The organism is Agilicoccus flavus, assembly GCF_014857905.1.
Classification (GTDB): Bacteria; Actinomycetota; Actinomycetes; order Actinomycetales; family Dermatophilaceae; genus Agilicoccus; species Agilicoccus flavus.
Genome location: NZ_JACYXE010000003.1, coordinates 210,749 through 230,213, shown reverse-complemented (window position 1 = coordinate 230,213; position 19,465 = coordinate 210,749). Strand labels below are relative to the sequence as shown.

General features: G+C 75.4%; 18 protein-coding genes. 7 read left to right on the top strand and 11 right to left on the bottom strand.

What is annotated here, in order from left to right; genetic code table 11:
* Positions 1–119 precede the first annotated feature (119 nt).
* Both ICW24_RS06855 and ICW24_RS06850 read right to left on the bottom strand, forming a co-directional pair.
* A complete protein-coding gene (locus ICW24_RS06855; RefSeq protein ID WP_226344973.1) occupies positions 120–1,352 on the bottom strand; it encodes a class I SAM-dependent RNA methyltransferase in 1,233 nt (410 codons plus the stop codon).
* Entirely contained in the window at positions 1,349–3,334 is a 1,986-nt protein-coding gene (locus tag ICW24_RS06850) for an APC family permease (protein ID WP_264176343.1), read from the bottom strand. The genes ICW24_RS06855 and ICW24_RS06850 overlap by 4 nt, the downstream gene beginning before the upstream one ends.
* Positions 3,335–3,501: 167 nt before the next feature.
* Here ICW24_RS06850 and ICW24_RS06845 point away from each other — a divergent pair, with 167 nt between their 5' ends.
* Positions 3,502–4,167, top strand: a complete 666-nt coding sequence (locus ICW24_RS06845; RefSeq protein WP_226344971.1) for a potassium channel family protein — start codon at positions 3,502–3,504, stop codon at positions 4,165–4,167.
* Between the two features lie 48 nt (positions 4,168–4,215).
* On the top strand, positions 4,216–4,905 hold the full coding sequence (locus ICW24_RS06840) for a potassium channel family protein (RefSeq protein ID WP_226344970.1): 690 nt from the start codon (positions 4,216–4,218) through the stop codon (positions 4,903–4,905).
* Between the two features lie 64 nt (positions 4,906–4,969).
* Here ICW24_RS06840 and ICW24_RS06835 read toward each other — a convergent pair whose 3' ends face one another.
* The 4 genes from ICW24_RS06835 to ICW24_RS06820 all read right to left on the bottom strand — a co-directional run bounded on the left by ICW24_RS06835 (position 4,970) and on the right by ICW24_RS06820 (position 7,142).
* Positions 4,970–5,371 carry an OB-fold nucleic acid binding domain-containing protein gene (locus ICW24_RS06835; protein ID WP_226344969.1) on the bottom strand — a complete coding sequence of 134 codons (402 nt, stop codon included), beginning with the start codon at positions 5,369–5,371 and terminating at the stop codon, positions 4,970–4,972.
* Positions 5,372–5,391: 20 nt separating this feature from the next.
* Positions 5,392–6,261, bottom strand: coding sequence for a DUF3710 domain-containing protein (locus tag ICW24_RS06830; protein ID WP_226344968.1), 870 nt, complete (start codon positions 6,259–6,261; stop codon positions 5,392–5,394).
* 102 nt (positions 6,262–6,363) lie between these two features.
* On the bottom strand, positions 6,364–6,837 hold the full coding sequence (dut, locus tag ICW24_RS06825) for a dUTP diphosphatase (protein ID WP_307781305.1): 474 nt from the start codon (positions 6,835–6,837) through the stop codon (positions 6,364–6,366).
* A 2-nt stretch (positions 6,838–6,839) separates the two neighbouring features.
* Complete coding sequence (locus ICW24_RS06820; RefSeq protein ID WP_226344966.1) at positions 6,840–7,142, bottom strand: DUF4193 domain-containing protein; 303 nt, start codon at positions 7,140–7,142, stop codon at positions 6,840–6,842.
* A 438-nt stretch (positions 7,143–7,580) separates the two neighbouring features.
* Between ICW24_RS06820 and ICW24_RS06815 the strand changes: the two genes are divergently transcribed.
* Positions 7,581–7,766, top strand: a complete 186-nt coding sequence (locus tag ICW24_RS06815) for a hypothetical protein (protein ID WP_226345081.1) — start codon at positions 7,581–7,583, stop codon at positions 7,764–7,766.
* 4 nt (positions 7,767–7,770) lie between these two features.
* Here the strand turns inward: ICW24_RS06815 and ICW24_RS06810 are convergent, their stop codons facing one another.
* Positions 7,771–8,607: an inositol monophosphatase family protein gene (locus ICW24_RS06810; RefSeq protein WP_226344965.1), complete on the bottom strand. Its 837-nt coding sequence runs from the start codon at positions 8,605–8,607 to the stop codon at positions 7,771–7,773.
* Positions 8,604–9,875 (bottom strand): ferrochelatase, encoded by a 1,272-nt coding sequence (locus tag ICW24_RS06805; protein WP_226344964.1) that lies wholly within the window; start codon positions 9,873–9,875, stop codon positions 8,604–8,606. Before ICW24_RS06805 ends, ICW24_RS06810 begins: the two co-directional genes overlap by 4 nt.
* A 439-nt stretch (positions 9,876–10,314) precedes the next feature.
* On the opposite strand from ICW24_RS06805, the gene sepH reads away from it, so the two are divergent.
* Entirely contained in the window at positions 10,315–12,405 is a 2,091-nt protein-coding gene (gene sepH, locus ICW24_RS06800; protein ID WP_226344963.1) for a septation protein SepH, read from the top strand.
* 27 nt (positions 12,406–12,432) lie between these two features.
* Here sepH and ICW24_RS06795 read toward each other — a convergent pair whose 3' ends face one another.
* From ICW24_RS06795 to ICW24_RS06785, 3 genes are all read right to left on the bottom strand, one after another.
* The gene (locus tag ICW24_RS06795) at positions 12,433–13,581 is read right to left on the bottom strand and encodes an alkaline phosphatase family protein (RefSeq protein WP_226344962.1); all 1,149 of its coding nucleotides are present in this window, start codon (positions 13,579–13,581) and stop codon (positions 12,433–12,435) included.
* Positions 13,578–14,159 (bottom strand): DUF5998 family protein, encoded by a 582-nt coding sequence (locus ICW24_RS06790; protein WP_226344961.1) that lies wholly within the window; start codon positions 14,157–14,159, stop codon positions 13,578–13,580. The genes ICW24_RS06795 and ICW24_RS06790 overlap by 4 nt, the downstream gene beginning before the upstream one ends.
* 70 nt (positions 14,160–14,229) lie before the next feature.
* Complete coding sequence (locus tag ICW24_RS06785; RefSeq protein WP_226344960.1) at positions 14,230–17,118, bottom strand: bifunctional acetate--CoA ligase family protein/GNAT family N-acetyltransferase; 2,889 nt, start codon at positions 17,116–17,118, stop codon at positions 14,230–14,232.
* Between the two features lie 138 nt (positions 17,119–17,256).
* Here ICW24_RS06785 and ICW24_RS06780 point away from each other — a divergent pair, with 138 nt between their 5' ends.
* The 3 genes from ICW24_RS06780 (at position 17,257) to ICW24_RS06770 (ending at position 19,430) form a co-directional block, all read left to right on the top strand.
* On the top strand, positions 17,257–17,925 hold the full coding sequence (locus tag ICW24_RS06780; RefSeq protein WP_226344959.1) for a nitroreductase family protein: 669 nt from the start codon (positions 17,257–17,259) through the stop codon (positions 17,923–17,925).
* Positions 17,926–18,105: 180 nt separating this feature from the next.
* On the top strand, positions 18,106–18,552 hold the full coding sequence (locus tag ICW24_RS06775) for a PTS sugar transporter subunit IIA (protein ID WP_226344958.1): 447 nt from the start codon (positions 18,106–18,108) through the stop codon (positions 18,550–18,552).
* Positions 18,553–18,665: 113 nt separating this feature from the next.
* The gene (locus tag ICW24_RS06770) at positions 18,666–19,430 is read left to right on the top strand and encodes an SDR family NAD(P)-dependent oxidoreductase (RefSeq protein WP_226344957.1); all 765 of its coding nucleotides are present in this window, start codon (positions 18,666–18,668) and stop codon (positions 19,428–19,430) included.
* The last annotated feature ends 35 nt before the right edge of the window (positions 19,431–19,465 follow it).

Sequence of the window (19,465 nt, the reverse complement as noted above, 5' to 3'; positions counted from 1 at the left end):
CGGCCGTCCCGCCGCGACGTCGACGACCGTCGCCCTGCGGTGACGTCCCGTGGATCGGGTCGGCGGTCTGCCGCGATCCGCATGATCCGCCACATTATCTCGATGTCGAGATAATTCTATCAAACCGCGGGGTCCGCGACACCCGGACGGAGCACGGCGATCGTCTCGACGTGGTGCGTCATGGGGAAGGCGTCGTACGCCTCGATCTCCGCCACGACGTACCCGTGCTCGCCGACGTCGCGCAGGTCGCGGGCGAGCGCCGCCGGGTCGCAGGCGACGTAGGCCACCGCGCGGGGGCCGAGGGCGAGGACGTCGGCCATGACGGCGCGTCCGGCCCCGGAGCGGGGCGGGTCGAGGACGACGAGGTCGACCTCGTCGCCGCCGGCGAGCAGGGGCGCGAGCGCCTCGTGCGTGGGCTGGGCGCGGAACTCGAGCTGGTCGATGCCGGCGGCCCCCGCCGCCCCCAGCTCGACGGCGCGCTCGTCGGTCTCGACGGCGAGGACGGCGCCGTCCGGCCCGACCGCGTCGGCGAGCGCGCGGCCGAAGAGGCCGACGCCGGCGTAGAGGTCGAGGGCCCGCTCCCCCCCGCGTGGGGAGAGAAGGTCGAGCACCCGGGTGACGAACGTCGTCGCGGCACCGGGGTGGACCTGCCAGAAGCCGCGGGCGTCGACGTCGACGTCGTAGGTGTGGCCGCCGGCCGTGACGCGCTCGGTGACGACCGGCGCGTCGACGGGCGTCTTCGGGCGGATCGGCACGACGACCGGCTCCCCCACGCCCGGTTCGACGACGTCGAGGGCCCGAAGGCCGGGCCACCGGCGCTCCAGCACACCGGTGGCGACCACCTCGCGACGGGCGATGGGGCAGTCCGCCAGGGGCACCACGTCGTGGCTGCGGTGGCGGCGCAGGCCGGCCCGCCCGTCCCGACCCACGGCGAACTCGACGCGCGTGCGCCAGCGCAGGCCGTCCTCGTCGCCCGGGAGCGGCGCGACCTCGACGCGGCGGTCGAGCCCGGCGAGGCGCGCGAGCTGTTCGGTGACGACGTCCGACTTGAGGCTCCGCTGCACCTCGAGGTCGACGTGCTGGAAGTCGCACCCGCCGCACCCCCCGGGACCCGAGACGGGACAGCGGGGCTCGACCCGCCCGGGAGCCGCGACGAGGATCCGGTCGGCGTCGGCGAACAGGTAGGAGTCCCGCTCGCGGCCCTTGGTGACCACGGCCTCGACGCGCTCGCCCGGAAGGGCGTGGCGCACGAAGACGACCCGGTCGTCGTCGCGGGCCACGACGTGCCCGCCGTGCGCGACCGCGCCGCAGTCGAGCGTCAGGCGGCGGCCGACGAGCGAGGGCCCGCTCACGACGCGTCCTCCCCGTGGGCGCCCGCGGCCGCCGAGGCCCGGCCGACGCCACGCATCTCGGTGTACATCGCCTCTCCTCCCTCGGAGCTCGCGAGCTGCCACGGCACGCTGACGACCATGACGCCGGGGGTGAACAGCAGCGCCGCCTTGAGCCGCAGGGCGCTCTGGTTGTGCAGGACGTGCTCCCACCAGTGGCCGACGACGTACTCGGGCACGTAGACGGTGAGCACGTCGCGCGGGTGCTCGGCCCGCAGCCCCTTCACGTACTCGAGCACGGGACGGATGATCTCGCGGTACGGCGAGTCGAGGGCCTTGAGCGGCACGGGGATGCCCCGGCGGTCCCAGTCGCGCAGCAGCTCGCGGGTGCCGTCGGGCTCGACCGCCACCGTCAGCGCCTCGAGGTAGGAGGGTCGTGAGGCGCGCGCGTACGCGAGGGCGCGCATCGTCGGCTTGTGGATCTTGCTCACAAGGACGATGGCGTGCACCCGCGAGGGCATCGCCCGTTCGTCGCGCGGGTCGTCCGACAGGGCCAGCTCGCGGGCGACGGCCGCGTAGTGGCGGCGGATCCCGAGCATGAGGAAGAAGAGCAGGATCATCGCCACGACCGCGTACCCGGCGCCGTGGGTGAACTTCGTGACGAGGACGACGAGCAGGACCGTCCCGCTCATCGTGGCGCCGACGGCGTTGACGGCGCGCGCCCGGGTCATGCGGCCTCGGGCCTTGGTGTCGTCCTCGGCCTCGAGCAGCCGGTTCCAGTGCCGGACCATGCCGATCTGGCTCAGGGTGAACGAGACGAACACCCCGACGATGTAGAGCTGGATCAGCTTGGTCACCTGGGCGTCGTAGGCGACGACGAGGATCATCGCCGCCCCGGCGAGGATGACGATGCCGTTGCTGTAGGCGAGCCGGTCGCCGCGCTGCGAGAGCTGCCGGGGCAGGTACCCGTCGCGGGCGAGCACGGAGGCGAGGACCGGGAAGCCGTTGAAGGCCGTGTTGGCCGCGAGGACGAGGATGATGCCGGTGACGGCGGCGATGAAGAGGACGCCGAGCGGGAAACCGTCGAAGACGGTGTGCGCGAGCTGGCCGATGACGGTCTCCTGGACGTAGCCGTCGCCCACGGGCACGCCGTCCCGGAAGAGCTGGGTGCCCGGGTCCTCCGCGAACTGCAGCCCGGTCACCTTGGCCAGCGCGATGATCGACAGGAGCATCGTCACCGACAGCGAGCCCATGAGCAGGAGCGTCGTGGCCGCGTTTCGGCTCTTGGGGGTCCGGAAGGCCGGCACCCCGTTCGAGATGGCCTCGACGCCGGTGAGGGCCGCGCAGCCCGAGGAGAACGCGCGCAGCAGCAGGAAGACGAGGGCGACGCCGGTGAGGGCCTCGTGACCGGGCTCGGGGGCGATCTCGAAGCCGGCGCTGGGGGCGGGGGGCAGGGTGCCGCTCAGGTGGCGCACCAGGCCCCACGCGGCCATGCCGAGGATGCCGATCATGAACGCGTACGTGGGGATGGCGAACGCGGCGCCGGACTCCCGCACGCCACGCAGGTTGACGGTCGTGAGGACGACGATGACGCCGACGGCGACGGGCATCTCGTGACCCCGGACGAACGGCAGCGCGGCCCCCGCGTTCTGGACCCCCGACGACACCGAGACGGCGACGGTGAGCACGTAGTCGACGAGCAGCGCGCTCGCGACCGTCACGCCGGCCCGGCCGCCGAGGTTCTCCGTCGCGACCTCGTAGTCGCCGCCGCCGGAGGGGTAGGCGTGGACGTTCTGCCGGTACGACGCGACGACGACGAGCATGACGACCGCGACGGCGACGCCGATCTGCCACGAGTGGATCGCCGCGAGGGCGCCGCCCGCGACCGCGAGGGTGAGCAGGATCTCGTCGGGGGCGTACGCCACCGACGACAGGGCGTCGCTGGCGAACACGGGGAGGGCGATCCGCTTGGGCAGGAGCGTCTCTCCGAGACGGTCGCTGCGCATCGCCCGGCCCACGAGCACGCGCTTCAGAGCGCGACTGACGTTCGGCACCCGCTCACTGTAGGACCCGTCGCCGACAAGATCGGACCGCCACCGTGCGCGCCCGCCGACCCGGTGGTCGTCGTCGCGGCGCGGGGGCCCACCGCGCGCCGCGGTGTAGCGTTTCGAGAGTGCATTTCGTGATCATGGGCTGCGGCCGCGTGGGGTCGACGCTGGCGCTCAGCCTGGAGGCGCGCGGCCACGACGTGGCCGTCGTCGACCGTGAACGGGAGTCGTTCCGCCGACTCGGTCCCGAGTTCGAGGGTCGCCGCGTCACCGGGGTGGGCTTCGACCGCGACACCCTCGTCCGGGCCGGCATCGAACACGCCTACGCGTTCGCTGCGGTGAGCAGCGGCGACAACTCGAACATCCTGGCCGCGCGCGTCGCGCGGGAGACGTACGGCGTGGCCAACGTCGTCGCCCGCATCTACGACCCCGGTCGCGCCGAGATCTACCAGCGCCTCGGCATCCCCACCGTCGGCACCGTCCGCTGGACCGCCGACCGTATGCTGCGCCGGCTGCTGCCCCACGGCGCCGTCCCGGCGTACACCGACCCGAGCGGCAACGTGGTCGTCGCCGAGGTGGCCACGCACGCCGAGTGGGTCGGGCGGTCGGTGACCGCCGTCGAGGAGGCCGCGGACACGCGCGTCGCCTTCCTGTCGCGCCTCGGCCAGGGCCTCGTACCCCAGCCCGGCACGATCCTGCAGGAATCCGACATCGTGCACGTCGTGACCGCCTCCGATCGGCTCACCGAGGTCGAGCGGATCCTCGAGCGCCCGCCCGCCCCGCTCGACTGACCGCGCCCGTCCGCACGACATCCAGAGCAGCCGCGAGAGGAAACCACCATGCGCGTCGTCATCGCCGGGGCCGGCAGCGTCGGCCGGTCCATCGCCCGCGAACTCCTCGGCAACGGGCACGAGGTGCTGCTCATCGACCGCGACGCCGACGACGTCCAGAGCAGCCGCGTCCCCGACGCGTCCTGGCTCCTGGCCGACGCGTGCGAGATCACGGCGCTGCACGAGGCCGGCCTCGAGAACTGCGACGTCGTCGTCGCCGCGACGGGCGACGACAAGGCCAATCTCGTCGTGTCGTTGCTCGCGAAGACGGAGTTCGGGGTGCCGCGCACGGTCGCGCGGGTCAACAACCCGAAGAACGAGTGGATGTTCGACGAGGGGTGGGGCGTCGACGTGGCCGTCTCGACCCCACGCCTCATCACGGCGCTGGTCGAGGAGGCCGTGAGCGTCGGCGAGCTGGTCCGGATCTTCGAGTTCCAGCAGTCGGAGGCCGTGCTCGTGGAGATGACCCTGCCGGCCGCGAGCCCCTGGGCGACCCGGCTCGTCGCCGACGTCCCCTGGCCGGCCGACACGGTGCTCACGTGCATCGTGCGCGAACAGCGGGCGCTCGCCCCCTCCCCCGACGACCTCCTCGAGCCCGGCGACGAACTCATCCTCGTGACCCACACCGAGACCGAGCGCGAACTCGAGCTGCTGCTCAACCCGGCTGCGCCCGCCCGTGAGGACGACGACGACGACTAGGGAGCCCACCGAGCCGCGGTGAGCTCGCCGGACCGGATCGGTGTCCTCGCGACCGGGTGTCCGCTCAGGCGACGGCCGACGCCTCGCCCGTGTCCGCACCGCCCGGCGCGCCACCCGATCCCTCGGGCAGCAGCTCGTAGGCGGGGTTGAAGACGGTGGGGCGCCCGCGGCGCAGGCAGACGCGCCCGCGGACCCGCAGCAGGGTGCCGGGCTCGATGCCGCGGATCGAGCGCCGTCCGAGCCACACGAGCACGAGCGTGCCCGTGCCGTCGGAGAGGTCGGCCACGAGTTCCGGCACCCGCTGGCGCGGCGGGAAGGTCAAGGCGCGCACCACCCCGACGACGTCGACGAGCGAGCGGTCCGCGAGGTCGCCGATGTTCGTGTGGGAGGCGCGGCACCGGTCGACGATCTCGTCGGTCTCGAGTTCCTCCGACGGCGCGGACAGCCGATGGAGCAGGCGGCTCACGAAGGACACGTCGCCACCGCCTACCGGGTCTCGGTCATCTCGGGGCCGCGCTCGAAGGGGCGCAGGTCGTCGGTCCCGGTGGCGGCGGAGGGGGCGGCCTCGTCCTGCCCGGCGGGCTCGGGGGCGGGCTCCTGCGCGGGAAGCTGCAGCGGGAGCAGCTCGCGCGGCGCCATCGGCTCGTCGCCGCGCACGACGACGACGAGGGAGAAGAGGTCGAGCAGGGGCGCGGCGACGGCCGGGTCGGAGGCCGCCGGCCCGGACAGGACGCCGCGCAGGAACCAGCGGGGCCCGTCGACGCCGACGAACCGCATCGGCTGCACGATCGTGCGGCCGTCGGCACCCCGGCCGGGGATGCGGGCGAGCACCTCGGTGCCGAACCGGCCGTCGGAGGTCTCGGCGCTGCCGCCCTGCCCGGTGACCCCCGCGACGAGCTCCTCGCGGATCTCGTCCCAGATGCCGGAGGACTTGGGGGCGGCGAAGGCCTGGAGCTGCAGGAGCGAGTCGCCGTGGTGGACGCGCACGGCCGTGACGTCGCCGGTCGTCTCGTCGACCTCCATCGTCAGCATGAGCCCCTCGAACCCGGGCACCCAGACGGCGCCGAGGTCGACGTAGCCGCCGTCGTCGTCGATCTGCGCGCGGTCGAAGGGGCCGAGCTCGGGGTCGGCCGATCCCGGGGCGCCCTGGGCGGGATCCGCCGACGTCGGGGCGGACGTGGCGTCGGCGCCCGTCGCGGGGGCCGGGGCCGGGGAACGCTCCGTCGTCGCGTCCGGGCGCTCCCCCGCCTCCGGGGCGGGCGCGGCGGCGTCGGCCCCGGTCCCGTCGGCGGCGGTCGAGGTCTGCCGCGGCGGGGTCGCCCCGTCGTCGCGTCGCTTGCGGCGGAACCATGCCATGACGTCTCGTGTCCTTCGTGTCGTCGTCGCGCCGCCGGGCGGCGGCGCCGGTCCGCGCGCGGGAGGAGTGCCCGCGCGGGTGGTGCGGTCGTGCCGCGGCCCTCAGGCCGGGGATGCGGCGGACCCGTCCGCGAGCCGGTCGGCGAACCCGCCGGTCGACCCGTGTCCAGTGTCCCCCCGGACGCTGTCGGGGAGCGAGTCGACCTCGACGAGCTCGACCCGGGCCACCTCCTGGACGAGGAGCTGGGCGATCCGGTCACCCCGGCTCACCTCGAAGGTCTGCGTCGGGTCGAGGTTGACGAGGTTGACGAGGATCTCGCCCCGGTACCCCGCGTCGACCGTGCCCGGCGCGTTGAGCACCGTGATCCCGTGCCGGGCGGCGAGGCCCGAGCGCGGATGGACGAGCCCGACGTACCCCGGCGGCAGGGCCAGCGCGACGCCGGTCGGGACGAGGGCCCGCTCCCCCGGCGTGAGGCGGACGGCCCGCGCCGCTCGCAGGTCGAGACCCGCGTCGCCGGGGTGGGCGTACGACGGCGGCTCGAGGTCCGGCTCGAGGCGCCGGATGGGTACGCGCACGCTCAGCTCGCGCACTCCGAGCAGATGAGCAGGCCGTGGTCCTCACGGGCCAACTGGCTGCGGTGGTGGACGAGGAAGCACTTGCCGCAGGTGAACTCGTCCGCCTGCTTGGGGATGACCCGGACGGAGAGCTCCTCCCCGGACAGGTCCGCGCCGGGCAGCTCGAAGCCCTCGGCCTGCTCCGCCTCGTCGACGTCGACGCTCGAGGTGGTGCGGTCGACCCGACGCGACTTCAGCTCCTCGATGGAGTCCTCGTTGAGGTCGTCGTCCTCGGTCTTTCGTGGCGCGTCGTAGTCAGTGGCCATCGATACTCTTCTCCTTGTCGAACCGGTCTGTGCTCCGCGTGACCCGCGGAGCGGTGACAACGCGCCGGGGCCCGAATATGTGCCCGCCGCGGGGATTGTGCCTCATCGGCGGGGTCGGATCGTGCAGCCGGCCCTTTCAACCCCCTCAGACCGCCTCGAAACCGCGCGAATTCGCGTGATTGTGGCCCACATCACCCCGAATGTCGAGTCGTGTCCGCCGAGCCGGTCGCTCGTCCACAGTGCGGGCGCCCGGACCCGCCGTGTCGGTGGTGGCCCGTAGGCTCGGGCGCAGGACGCCACCGGCTCGACGGGCGTCCGGTGGGGCCGTCCGCGAGGCGCTCGACCCGTCGCGGCGGGGTCGGTTCCTCGGGCCGGATCGTCCCCGCCCGTTCCACCGTGTCGCCGTCCGATCCGTTCCCAGGAGGTGCCCCCGTGCCCATGTTGACCGCCCAGCTCCGCGCCCGTACCCACGACGCCCTGTCGTCGTTGCGGACTGCCCACGACGAACACGACGACCACCTCGAGGGCATCCGCCTCGGCGAGCTCGAGTCCCTCGCCCGCACGGCGCTCGAGCACGACGTCGACATCCCCGAGCTCGAGCCGTTCCGTCCCCGGGCGGGCTGAGGACTCAGGGGCGGCCCACGGCCCGGTCCACGAGGGCCACGAGGTCGTTGAACACGGCCGGCCCGGCGGCGATGACGCCGTCGGCGTTGGGCCGGTGCGAACCCACCCCGGCCAGGCGCCCCCCGGCCTCGGTGACGACGAGCCAGCCCGCGGCGATGTCCCAGGCGTTCACGCCCCGCTCGTAGTAGGCGTCGAGCCGCCCGTCGGCGACGGCGCACAGGTCGAGCGCGGCGCTGCCGCCCCGGCGGATGTCGCGCACGACCGGCAGGAGCTCGAGCAGCACCTGCGCCTGCTCGCGTCGTCGCTGCGCCTGATAGCCGAAGCCCGTCCCGAGCAGGGTGAGGTCGAGGCGGTCGGTCCGGCCCACGTGCAGCGCGCGTCGCCCGTCGGGGCCCTCGCGCCACGCTCCCCCGCCCCGGCTCGCGTGGAAGACGACGCCGGTCGAGGGCTGTGCGACGGCGCCGGCGACGGGCTCCCAGGCGCCGTCCCGCGACGGGTCGCCGACGACCGCCGCCACCGACACGGCGAACTCGGGCGAGCCGTAGAGGTAGTTGACCGTGCCGTCGATGGGGTCGAGGACCCACGTGATCGGACCGTCGCCGCTCGTCGTGCCCCGCTCCTCGCCGAGGACACCGTCCCCGGGGCGCTCCGCCGCGAGCCGCGCCACGAGGTAGGCCTCCGCCCGGGCGTCCATCTCGGTGACGACGTCGGAGTCGCTCGACTTCGTCGACGTGGCGAGCCGCTCCGGGCGCTCGTCGACGACGAGTCGTCCGGCACTGCGCGCCAGGTCGGCGGCGAGCGCCTCGAGGGCGGCGAGGTCGCCCGCCGACGCGGCGCTCACGCCGTCACCCCGGCCGGGGCCGCCACGGGCTCGCTGCCGCACAGGGCGGGCCGGTCCCCGCGCAGGTTGGCGCAGCACCCCGGCAGGCAGCGCGGCGGCAGCGCGAGCACGTCGACGTCGCCGTCCCCGCTCGCGGCGTTCGCGGCGGACTGGGCAGGGCCCCCTGCTCCGAGGCGGCCCGGCGCGTCCTGCGCGCGCGCCAGCGCCGCCCGCTCGCGCATGAGCCGCACGAGGCCGGCGACGAACTCGGGGTCGTCGCGGACGGTGGGCACGCGCTCGAACGCGACCCCCGCCTCCTGCGCCGTCCCCGCGGCCTCGTCGTCGAGGTCGTGCACGACCTCCATGTGGTCGGCGACGAAGCCGATGGGCGCGACGACGACGCCGGCCACCCCCGCGTCGGCGAGCCGCCGGATCTCGTCGTTGACGTCGGGCTCGAGCCACGGCTGCGACGGCGGGCCCGACCTCGAGCAGTAGGCGAGGGTCCACGGCACCTCCGTCCCGACCTCGGCGGACACCCGCTGCGCGATCAGCGCGGCCACGTGCTCGTGCTGCGCGACGTAGGCGCCCGACGTGCCGGCCGGGCCCGACGCGTCGTTCATCGCGAGCGGGATCGAGTGGGTGACGAAGACGAGGTGGGCGGGCCCGGGGGTGCGCCGGGTGAGCCGCTCCCACGCCGCCGCCGCGAGTCGGGCGTTCGGGTCCACGAAGGCGGCGTCGGTGGCGTACGGCGCGAGCTTGTCGATCCGCATCCCGGCGGCGACCTCGAGCGGATCGGCCGGCGCGCCGCTGCCGGCCGGGCCGGACGCGTCCTGCCCGGCCGCCACGCCCTGCGTGGCGTCGGCCGCGACCGCCGCGGTGAGCGCATCGGCGAGGTTCTCGCGGTACTGCCGGCACGAGGAGTAGGAGGAGTAGGCGCTCGTCAGCAGGGCGAGCACGCGGTGCGCACCCCGGGCGCGGAGCTGCGCGAGGGTCTCGTCCAGCTCGGGCGGCCCGTTGCGGTTGCCCCACGCCAACGGCGTCGCGCTGCCCTCCTCGTCGAGCCGGGCGCGTAGGCCGGCGAGCAGGGCACGGCACTCGTCGTTGATCGGGCTGCGCCCGCCGCGGGCGTCGTAGTGCTCGGCGACCTCCGCGAGGCGCTCGTCGGGGATGTTCTTGCCGGCGGTGACACGCCGGAGGAACGGCATGACGTCCTGCGGCGCCTCGGGCCCGCCGAACGAGACGAGCACCACGGCGTCGTAGGGGTGCAGGGGGTCCTGGGGGGCGGTCATCGGCTCCTCTTCCTGGCGCCGGCGCGTGGGCGTCGTCCGGCGACGCCGGGGTCGTGCCGCACGACCCGCCGACGTCCACCATTGTCGACCTGCGTGGCCACGGTGAACACCGGGGGGAGGGTGGGGCCGATGGCGGGAGGGTGGCAGACGGCGGCGGGACGGGTGGCAGGGATAGCAGGGGTGGCGGGACGGGTGGCAGGGATAGCAGGGGTGGCGGGACGGGGCGGGAGCGGTCGCGACGGCGACGGAGCGGTGTCCGATACCCTGCCTTCCGACGGCGCGCCACCGGCGCGGCGCGCGCAGGGGTGGCAGAGTCGGCACTGCCGAGAGGTGGCACACGACCGATCACCCGGACCGCGTACGCAGACGAGGACGCCGCCGGGGGAACCAGGACGGACTCCCCGCGGCAGCCCAGACCGACGAACCGACGGAGCCCACGATGCCCGACCTGCACCTGATCGGCGTCCAGGAGGACGGTCGACACCTCCTCCTCCGCGCGGACGGGAGCGACACGGAGTATCGGCTCCCCCTCGACGACGCGCTGCGGGCGGCGCTGCGTCGCGACCACGGCGTGCGCTCCACCGGTTCGGCTCCCGACGAGCCCCTGCGGCCGCGGGACGTGCAGGCCATGATCCGCGCGGGCGCGAGCGCCCAGGAGACCGCCGAGCGGGCCGGCTGGCCCATCGAGAAGGTCCACCGCTACGAGGGCCCGATCCTCGCCGAACGGGCCCACGTCGCGACGATCGCCGGCGACTCCCACGTGCGGGGGCGTACCTCCGGCGGGCCGGTGACCACCCTGCGCGACCGCGTGGCCGACCGCCTCGAGGCCCGCGGCGTCGACCCCGACAGCGCCGAGTGGGACTCGTGGCGCAGCGAGGACGGTCGGTGGACCGTCGAGTTGCGCTTCGCCGCGGGCGGGCGTTCGCGGGTCGCCTCGTGGGCGTTCAGCCGCAGCGCGATGACGGCCGATCCCGTCGACGACGAGGCGAGGTGGCTCAGCGGAGACGACTCCCCGCCCGCCCGTCCGGCGACCGACCACGTCATCGCCCCGGCCACCGGCCCGCGCGGTCCGCTCCGGCCGCAGGGCCCGGCGACGCGCGGCGGGGACGACGATCGCCCTCGGGCCGCCGAGGTCGAGCCGGCGCGGGGCCCGCGGGGCGAGGACCGCGACCTCATGACCGACCTGCGCGAGCGCAGCGCCGCTCTCTCGCGGCGACGCGGCGCACGCCGTCTCGCCACCGGCGGGACCGGGCGGGGCGCGACGCCGTCGCTCGACCTGCCGGGATCGGCGGACCCCCGCCCCCTGGTCGACCCGGCCCTCGAACCGGGTGCCGCGCCGACGACGGTCCGGTCCCCCGCGCACGTGCCGACCGTGGGGGTCGAGCCGGACTCGGACACCGTCCCCCTCGAGCCCTTCGGCTACGACCCCGGCCGCGACGGCCCCCCGCCCGCGGCGCACGACGCCCCGCTCCCCGACGGGCCCGACGCGCACCCCGAGCCGGCCGCGCAGGCCGGTCGTGGCGAGGTCCGCCCGGGGGCGGTCGAGCGCGAGGACGTCGAGCGTGAGGACGTCGAGCACGAGCCGCACGTCGAGATCGACCCGCACGTCGAGCACGTGTCGGCGCGCCGGGTGACCGCGCCGCAGACCCATCTCGACCCCGTTCCCTCGGGATCCGATGCCGTGTCCGACGCCGCGTCCGGGCCCGGATCGTCGGGCGCCCGCCCTGAGCCCGGATCGGAGCCGGGGCCGCGGGTCGCCGCCGACGCGGCACCCGTCCGCGAACGCTCCGTCGCCTCCGCGAACGTGCACGAGCCGGAGCTGCCCCTCGGGCAGGAGTCCCACGTCACCGACGACACAGACGTCATGGACGACACCGACGTCACCGACGACACGGAGGTCGCCGACGCCGAGCCGCTCGACGCCGGTGACGATGCGGCGGTCGACCGTCCCGCCCCCGTCACGGGGACCCGCTCGCAGGCGGCGGGCACACCCGACCCCGAGGTCGTGGACCACGACCCGACGGTCGCCGCTCCGACCACGACGCCGCCCGCGGCACCGACACCGGCGCCGGGCCCACGCACCCGCAGGCGCACGGCGAAGAAGGCCGCCCCGGGCGGGACGACCCGCTCACGCTCCCGGTCGGGCTCACCCGCCGCGACGGGCTCCGCCCGGCCCGCCGCGACCCCCGCGGCGCCGACGCCGAACACGCCCTCGGCGCCGAACACGCCGTCGACGCCGCAGTCGCCGTCGTCGGCCACCCCCGGGCAGGCCGACGAGCCCACGGCGACGGCCACTCCGACCTCTCCGGCGACGACGTCGGCCCCGAACACCCGACCGGCCGCCCACGGCACGGCCGCCCCTGCCGCCCCCGCCCCGTCCACGACGTCGGACCCCGAGGCCGCCGCGGACCCGACCGACGCCACCTCCGCCCCGCGGCCGGCGCCGCGTCCGTCCTCCCGACGCAAGAGCCGGGCGAGCGTGCCGTCGTGGGACGACATCATGTTCGGCGCCAAGCACCCCGACGAGTGAGTCGGCCGCGCGCGGCAGGTGCAGACCTCAGCGCGCGGGCACGCTCAGCAGCGGCACCGACACCTCGTCGAGGCTGAGTGACCCGTGGACGCCGAGCAGCCGCAGCACCTGGGGGCGGTGGACGCGGGAGTCGACGACGGCGCGGGCGCCGCGCATCGCGACGACGACGTCGCCGATGCGGGGCCGCACCCGGTCCTCGAGACCGCCGAACCAGCCGAGGTCGGCGACCTCCTCGCGCGTGGAGACGAACGCGTCGGCGCCGAGCGTCTGCGCCCAGGCGGCGCGGACGTCGTCGGCGGCGCCCTCCTCGCAGTAGAGCTGCGGTGAGCGCGGCTCCCCACCCACGTGCCGCACCCCCGCGGCGAGGACCGGTTCGTGGGCCACGTCCAGGCGCGTCTCGGAGGGGGCGTCGATCATGCCGTGGTCGGCCGTGACGTGCAGGGCCGTGCCGCCGGGCAGGGACCGGGCGAGGCGGTGCAGCTCGGCGTCGACCGCCTCGAGCTCGTTCCCCCACTGCCACGAGGCGCACCCGTGCTCGTGCCCGATCTTGTCGACGTCGCCCCAGTACAGGTAGACGAGGTGGCCGCCCGGACGGCGCAGGACCGACAGCGTCGCGTCGACGCGGTCCGCGAGGGTCGATCCGGCGAGGAACGCCCCGCCGCGCAGCGCGGACTCGGTCAGGCCGGAGCCGTCGAAGAACCGCGGCCCGACGCGGGTCACGTGGATCCCCGCGGCGGCCGCGGACTCGAAGATCGTCCGGTGCGGCTGCCAGACGTGCGGTTCGGGCCCGTCCTTCCAGCTCAGCTCGTTGAAGACCCGGTCGGCGCCGGGGATGAGCACCTCGTACCCCACCAGCCCGTGGGCGCCCGGCGGACGCCCCGTCCCGAACGTCGCCATGCTCGTGGCGGTCGTCGTCGGGAACCCCGCGGTCAGACGCCGCCCGTCGGCCAGCAGGGAGCGCAGGAACGGGGCGTGGCCGCCGCGGCGGCGCAGCAGCTCGTCGCCGAGTCCGTCGACGAGGACGACGACCGCGCTGCGGGACGGCGCCAGGGGCAGGAGCCCGTCGGCGTCCCGCCCGAGCTCGGCCGGAGCGACCCCGAGGGCGGCCGCCACCGACGGCAGGACGGCGGCCAGGCCCCCGCGGTCGTAGGACGGGCCCTGCGGCGCGGAGGTCACCGGGCGATGGCGGCCTGGAGGGCGTGCGCGAAGGCGGTGGCCCGGGCGAGGGCGTCCTCGCCGTCGGCCACCGCGCTGACGCGCACGCTGATGTCGTCGGCCGTGAGCGTCCCCTCGTAGCCGTGGTCGGCGTCGCACTGCGGATCGCCGCACGTCGCGGGGAGCAGGTCGATGCGGCTCACCGAGCCCCATCCGATCGTCACGGTGAGCTCGTGCCCGAGCCGCCCCGGCTCGTAGCTCGACGGCTCGGCCACCACGTGGGTGAGCATGACCCCCCGCACGCCGCTGAGCGGGACGCTCTCGGAGGTGGCCGTCGCCGAGCCCACCCCGCCGTCGTCGTCGTCGGCGTGCACGACCACGAGCCGCGCCTGCGTGAGGGCGAGGACGGTGGCGTGACGCCGCACCGTGTCGTGGTCGAACGTCGTCTCCTGGTGCACGAGGTGCGCCGTGATGTCGTCGCCCGCGAGGGCCGTGGCGACGACGTCCCGGACGAGCGCGGGGTAGTACCCGGCGCGCTCGATGTCGCGGGTGAGCGACGCCGGCAGCGACGCGCGCTCACCGGAGCGGAAGGGGCTCATGCGGGGGTCCTCATGGCTCCATCATCCCCGACCGGGGCCGCCGGGCCGCGGGGGCGCGGCGCGGGGCGCGTCACGACAGGGCCCGCCGTCCGGCGTCGGTGCGGGCGTCCGCGGGGGCCACCTCGACCCTGGCGCCGAGGACGTCGGCGCCGCCGGGGTGGAGGTTGAGCCGCGCGAGGACCATCGAGCGCACGTCGGGGATCTCGTCGGCGAGCACGGAGGCGCGGGTGACGACGTCCTGCAGAGCGGGCAGGTCGACCGGGGGCTCCCCGTCGCGGCCGAGCAGCAGCGGGGCCGCCGCGATGGAGGTGACCAGGGAGTGCACGTCGACGTCGGTGAGCGGGGGGATCCGGTGCGCCACGTCGCCGAGGAGCTCCGACGGCGCCCCGGACAGCCCGAAGCTGACGACGGGTCCGAACAGGGGGTCCTCGGTCGTCCGCAGCACCGTGCCGACCCCGTGGGGCGGCATCTTCTGGACCCGGATGCGGGGGTCCCCGAACGCCGCGAGGTGGGTGCTCAGCGACGCGAACGCCTCCCGCACCGCGGCGCCCGAGTAGAGGTCGGCGCGCAGGCCGCCCGCCCCGGGACGCGACTGCACGCTCGGGATGGCCGAGGTGAGGACCACGGGAAACCCGAGCTCCTCCGCCGCGGCGACCGCGGCGTCGGCGTCAGCCACCGCGACGCGGGGCCAGACGTGCACCCCGTAGCAGCGCAGGAGGTCGCTCGCCTCGTCGTCGGTGAGCTCGCGTCCGTCGGGGGCCTCGGCGAGGACCCGGGCCACGAGGGCCTGCGCGGCGGCCCGGTCGATCCCCGTGGGTCGGATGCGTTCGCCGTGGTCGGCGTCCCGCCACGCCGCGTACGTCGCCGCCGCGGCGACGACCTCGACGAGCGAGTTGGGCGAGTCGTGGACGGGCACGACGCGGCGCCCCGCCTGGGAACCGGGCACGAGCCGACCCGTCCGGCGCATGACCGGGTTGACGTCGCGGGTGCCGATGAAGGCGCTGATGCACGGCTTGTCGTAGCCCCAGGACGCGTGCGACAACGCCGCCGCGACCTCCTCCTCGCCGGAGGCGAGGGGCGCGACGAAGCACGCGGCGACCGTGTCCACCTCGGGGTCGGCGAGGGCCTTCTCGACGGCGACGACGACGTCGCGGGCCCGGACGTCCGTGGGCAGGTCGACGGGCCCGTGGGTCACGCGCAGCCCGGCCTGGGCCGCCGAGTCGGCGATGATCGCCGCCAGCCCCGGCGAGTTGCCGACGACCGCGAGGCGCGACCCGGCGGGCAGGGGCTGGTGACTCATGAACTCGCAGACGTCGAGGAGCCGGTGGATCGACGCGGCGGGGATGACCCCCGCCTGCTCGAGCATCGCGTCGAAGGCGGCGGACCCGACCCGGGTGGCCCGGGCGCGGTGCCCCGGCGGGACGCGCCGGCCCGAGCCGGAGGTGACGCACACGACCGGCTTGCGCAGCGAGAGCTGGCGCGCGATGCGGCTGAACTTGCGCGCGTTGCCGACGGACTCGAGGAACATCCCGACGACCTCGGTGTGCTCGTCGTCGATCCAGAACTGCATGAGGTCGTTGCCGGAGACGTCGATGCGGTTGCCGCCGGCGGCGAACACGCTGACGCCCATCGACCGCCGCGAGGCCTGATCGAGCAGACCGACGCCGATGCCCCCGCTCTGCGCGTACAGGCCCACCGTCCCCGGCTGCGGCGCGATCCGCACCGTCGTCGCGTCGAGGCGCACGTCGGGTCGGGTGTTGACCAACCCGATCGAGTTGGGGCCCACGACGCGCATCCCGTGGGCGCGGGCCCGGCGCAGCAGCCCGGCCTGGCGCTCCTCCCCCTCCGGGCCGGTCTCGGCGAACCCGGAGGAGACGACGACGAGGGTCTTGACGCCGGCCGCGCCGCAGTCGTCGACGACGTCGAGGACGGCCTCGGCGGGCACGGCGACGACGGCGAGGTCGACCGTCTCGGGGATGTCGCTCACCCGCGGGACCGCCTTCAGCCCGCGGAAGGTCCTCGCCTCGGAGTTGACGACGTGGACGGTGCCGGTGAACCCGCCGTCGAGGATCGCGTCGAGGACGACCGAGCCGATGGCCTCCGGGCGGCGGCTCACGCCGACCACGGCGATGACCGAGGGGCTGAGCAGTGCGCCGATGCTGCGGGCCTCGGCGCGGTGCTCGCGCGCGAGCTGAACGGCCTGCGACTCCGCGGTGGGCTCGATCGTGAACGAGACCGAGATGACGCCGTCGTCGAAGTGGTGCTCGACCTGGTAGCCCGCGTCGGTGAAGACCTTCATCATCTTGCGGTTCTGCGGGAGCACGTCGGCGACGAACCGGCGTACGCCGCCCTCGTTGCCGATGGCGGCGAGGTGCTCGAGCAGCACCGATCCCACCCCGCGGCCGTGGAAGTGGTCGGAGATGTTGAAGGCGACCTCGGCGACGGTCGGGTCGTCGAGGCGGTCGTAGCGGGCGATCCCGATGATGTCGTCGCCGACGACGGCGACGAGCGCGACCCGCTGGTCGTGGTCGACGTGGGTGAAGCGGTGCACGTCGCGTTCGGAGAGGTGCTTGATCGGGGCGAAGAAGCGCAGGTAGACCGACTCCGCCGACTGCGCGTCGTGGAAGCGGTGGACCGCGGGCGCGTCGGCCGGGGTGATGGGACGCACGCGGGCCAGCGATCCGTCGCGCAGGACGACGTCGGCCTCCCACTCGCCCGGCGGGGTCGGATCGACCCGGACCGGCTCCGAGGCCGTCGGCGTTCCGGGCGGCGTCGCCGATCCGGGCGCCGGTTCCGGTCGGCCGCCGGCCGCGGGCGCCGTCTCCCCCGTTCCCGGCGACGCGGCGGGTGCATCGCCCGCGGCGGCCGCCCCCTGGCCGGCTCTGTCGGGCTGCTCGGACTGCCCGGTCCGCCTCGGCTGTTGCCCTGCCGGATCCCCCACCGGTCGCGCGTCGTCCATGCCGCCATGGTCCCACGACGGGTCCCTCACGACGGGGCAAGCCCGCCCCCGGCCCGATCCGCGCCGGGCGCCCGGGGGACCTCCCGGCCCCGCGCCGCCCCGTGCCGGGTGTCCCGGCCCGGGTGAGAAGGTGACCGGATGGAGTTCGAGGCGGTCGTGCGGCGCCGCCGGATGGTGCGCCGGTTCGACCCCGACGCCCCGCTCGACCCGGAGGCGCTCCGGCGGATCGTCGCGCGCGGACTGCGGGGGCCGAGCGCAGGCTTCAGCCAGGGCCTCGACCTGCTCGTGCTCCGCCACCCCGACGACCGGGCCCGATTCTGGGCGGCGGCCTCGGACCGGCCCGGACCGGCCGACGCGTGGCTGGCCGGTGTGAGCGCCGCGCCCGCCCTCGTGCTCGTCCTCGCCGACCCGGGCGCCTACCGCGACCGCTACGCGCGCCCCGACAAGGCCGACCGACCGCCGCCCTTCCCCTACTGGGACGTCGACGCGGGGATGGGCGCGTTGCTCGTGCTGCTCTCCGCCGTGGACGAGGGGTGGGGCGCGCTCTTCTTCGGCGTGCCGACGCGGCGGCACGCCCGCGTGCTCGCGGAGTTCGACGCCCCGGCCGACCGCCGCCTCGTGGGCGTGCTCGCCCTGGGACACCCGGCCGCCGACGCCCGGCGCGCGGGCGGCAGCTCCCACACGCGGCGGCGCCCCGACCGCGACCGACTCCACGTGGGCCGCTTCGGCCGCCCCCTGGCCGCGAGCGAGGGCCTGACCGGTCCCACCGGATCACCGGTCGAGGGCGCCGACGAACGTGACGGGTGACGTCGCCGGCGCTGCGGCCGGGGCGGGCGCGACGTCCGCAGACCCCCCACGCACGCGACCCTGCTCGGGTTTCCGCCTAAGCTGACCCGGTCCGGCCGTCACACCGTGGTGCGCACCATCCGTCGTCACCGCCCCGTCACCGCCCGTCCCGGGCCGGACGATCACCGTCGAAGGAAGCCGATGCCGCTCACCATTCCCGCCTTCGTGCACCTGGACCTCGCTGCCGGCGACCGCGTGCAGGCCACGCAGATCCTGGCGCAGTCCTTGCTCGACGACGACCGCCTCAGCGACCTCGACGCGTTCCTGGCGGACGTCCGCGACCGTGAGGAGAAGATGCTGACGGCGCTCCCCGGCGCGGTCGCGATCCCCCACAGCCGCAGCGCGCACGTCCGCAAGGCCGGGCTGGCGTTCGGGCGCAGCGCCGACGGCATCGACTGGGGCGGACCCGACGGGCCGACGCGGCTGGTGTTCCTCATCGCCGTCCCCGACTCCGGTCACACCGACCACCTCGCCGTGCTCGCCAAGCTCGCCCGGCGCCTGACCCGCCCCTCGTTCCGGCAGGCCCTGCTGACGCTCGACGACCCCGCCGCCGTGAGCGACCTCCTGACCGAGCAGCTCGGCGCCTGACCCGCGTCGGCCGACCGGCCTCCTGCCGACCGGCCCGCACGAGGATCGCACCGCGGTCCCGACGCCTCCGCCCCACCGCACCGCTCCCCCGACCGCGTCCCGAAAGGCCTGCGATGAAGCTGACCGCGACCGACGTCGCCCTCGTCACCGGTGGAGGCTCCGGCCTCGGCGCCGCGACCGCCCGCCGCCTCCACGAGGGCGGCGCGTCCGTCGTCCTCGTCGACCTCGAGTCGTCGAACGGTGCCGCCCTGGCGGCCGAGCTGGGCGAGCGCGCCCGGTTCGTCGCCGCCGACGTCCGCGACGAGGACCGGCTCGGGGCGGCCGTGACCGCCGCGACCGAGCTGGGCACCCTGCGGGTGGCCGTGGCGTGTGCCGGGATCGCCCCCGGCGCCCGCATCCTGGGCCGCAAGGGCCTGCACCCCCTGCAGCTGTTCAAGGACGTCGTCGACATCAACCTCGTCGGCACGTTCAACACGTTGCGCCTCGCCGCCCAGGCCATGGCGGAGAACGAGCCGGTCGACGGCGACCGCGGCGTCGTCGTCATGACGGCGTCGGTGGCGGCCTTCGAGGGCCAGCTCGGCCAGTCCGCCTACTCGGCGAGCAAGGGCGGCGTCGCCGCCCTGACCATCCAGGCCGCCCGCGACCTCGCCGACAAGGCGATCCGCGTCGACACCATCGCTCCCGGCACGATGGAGACGCCGATGATGGCCGGCATGTCGGACGCGGTGAAGGACTCGCTGGCCGCGGGCGTCCCCCACCCCTCGCGCCTGGGCAAGCCGGAGGAGTACGCCTCGCTCGTCGCGCACATCGTCGACAACCCCATGCTCAACGGCGAGGTCATCCGCCTCGACGGCGCACTGCGCATGCCGCCCCGCTGAGCGACGCGCCGGGTCGACCGGCCGCAGTGCCTCGA

Bases quoted from the DNA above. Each gene is read 5' to 3' on its own strand.
- ICW24_RS06850 (WP_264176343.1), bottom strand. From the start codon at position 3,334: ATGCGCAGCGACCGTCTCGGAGAGACGCTCCTGCCCAAGCGGATCGCC.
- ICW24_RS06840 (WP_226344970.1), top strand. From the start codon at position 4,216: ATGCGCGTCGTCATCGCCGGGGCCGGCAGCGTCGGCCGGTCCATCGCC.
- ICW24_RS06830 (WP_226344968.1), bottom strand. From the start codon at position 6,261: ATGGCATGGTTCCGCCGCAAGCGACGCGACGACGGGGCGACCCCGCCG.
- ICW24_RS06820 (WP_226344966.1), bottom strand. From the start codon at position 7,142: ATGGCCACTGACTACGACGCGCCACGAAAGACCGAGGACGACGACCTC.
- ICW24_RS06815 (WP_226345081.1), top strand. From the start codon at position 7,581: ATGTTGACCGCCCAGCTCCGCGCCCGTACCCACGACGCCCTGTCGTCG.
- ICW24_RS06805 (WP_226344964.1), bottom strand. From the start codon at position 9,875: ATGACCGCCCCCCAGGACCCCCTGCACCCCTACGACGCCGTGGTGCTC.
- sepH (WP_226344963.1), top strand. From the start codon at position 10,315: ATGCCCGACCTGCACCTGATCGGCGTCCAGGAGGACGGTCGACACCTC.
- ICW24_RS06790 (WP_226344961.1), bottom strand. From the start codon at position 14,159: ATGAGCCCCTTCCGCTCCGGTGAGCGCGCGTCGCTGCCGGCGTCGCTC.
- ICW24_RS06785 (WP_226344960.1), bottom strand. From the start codon at position 17,118: ATGGACGACGCGCGACCGGTGGGGGATCCGGCAGGGCAACAGCCGAGG.
- ICW24_RS06780 (WP_226344959.1), top strand. From the start codon at position 17,257: ATGGAGTTCGAGGCGGTCGTGCGGCGCCGCCGGATGGTGCGCCGGTTC.
- ICW24_RS06775 (WP_226344958.1), top strand. From the start codon at position 18,106: ATGCCGCTCACCATTCCCGCCTTCGTGCACCTGGACCTCGCTGCCGGC.
- ICW24_RS06770 (WP_226344957.1), top strand. From the start codon at position 18,666: ATGAAGCTGACCGCGACCGACGTCGCCCTCGTCACCGGTGGAGGCTCC.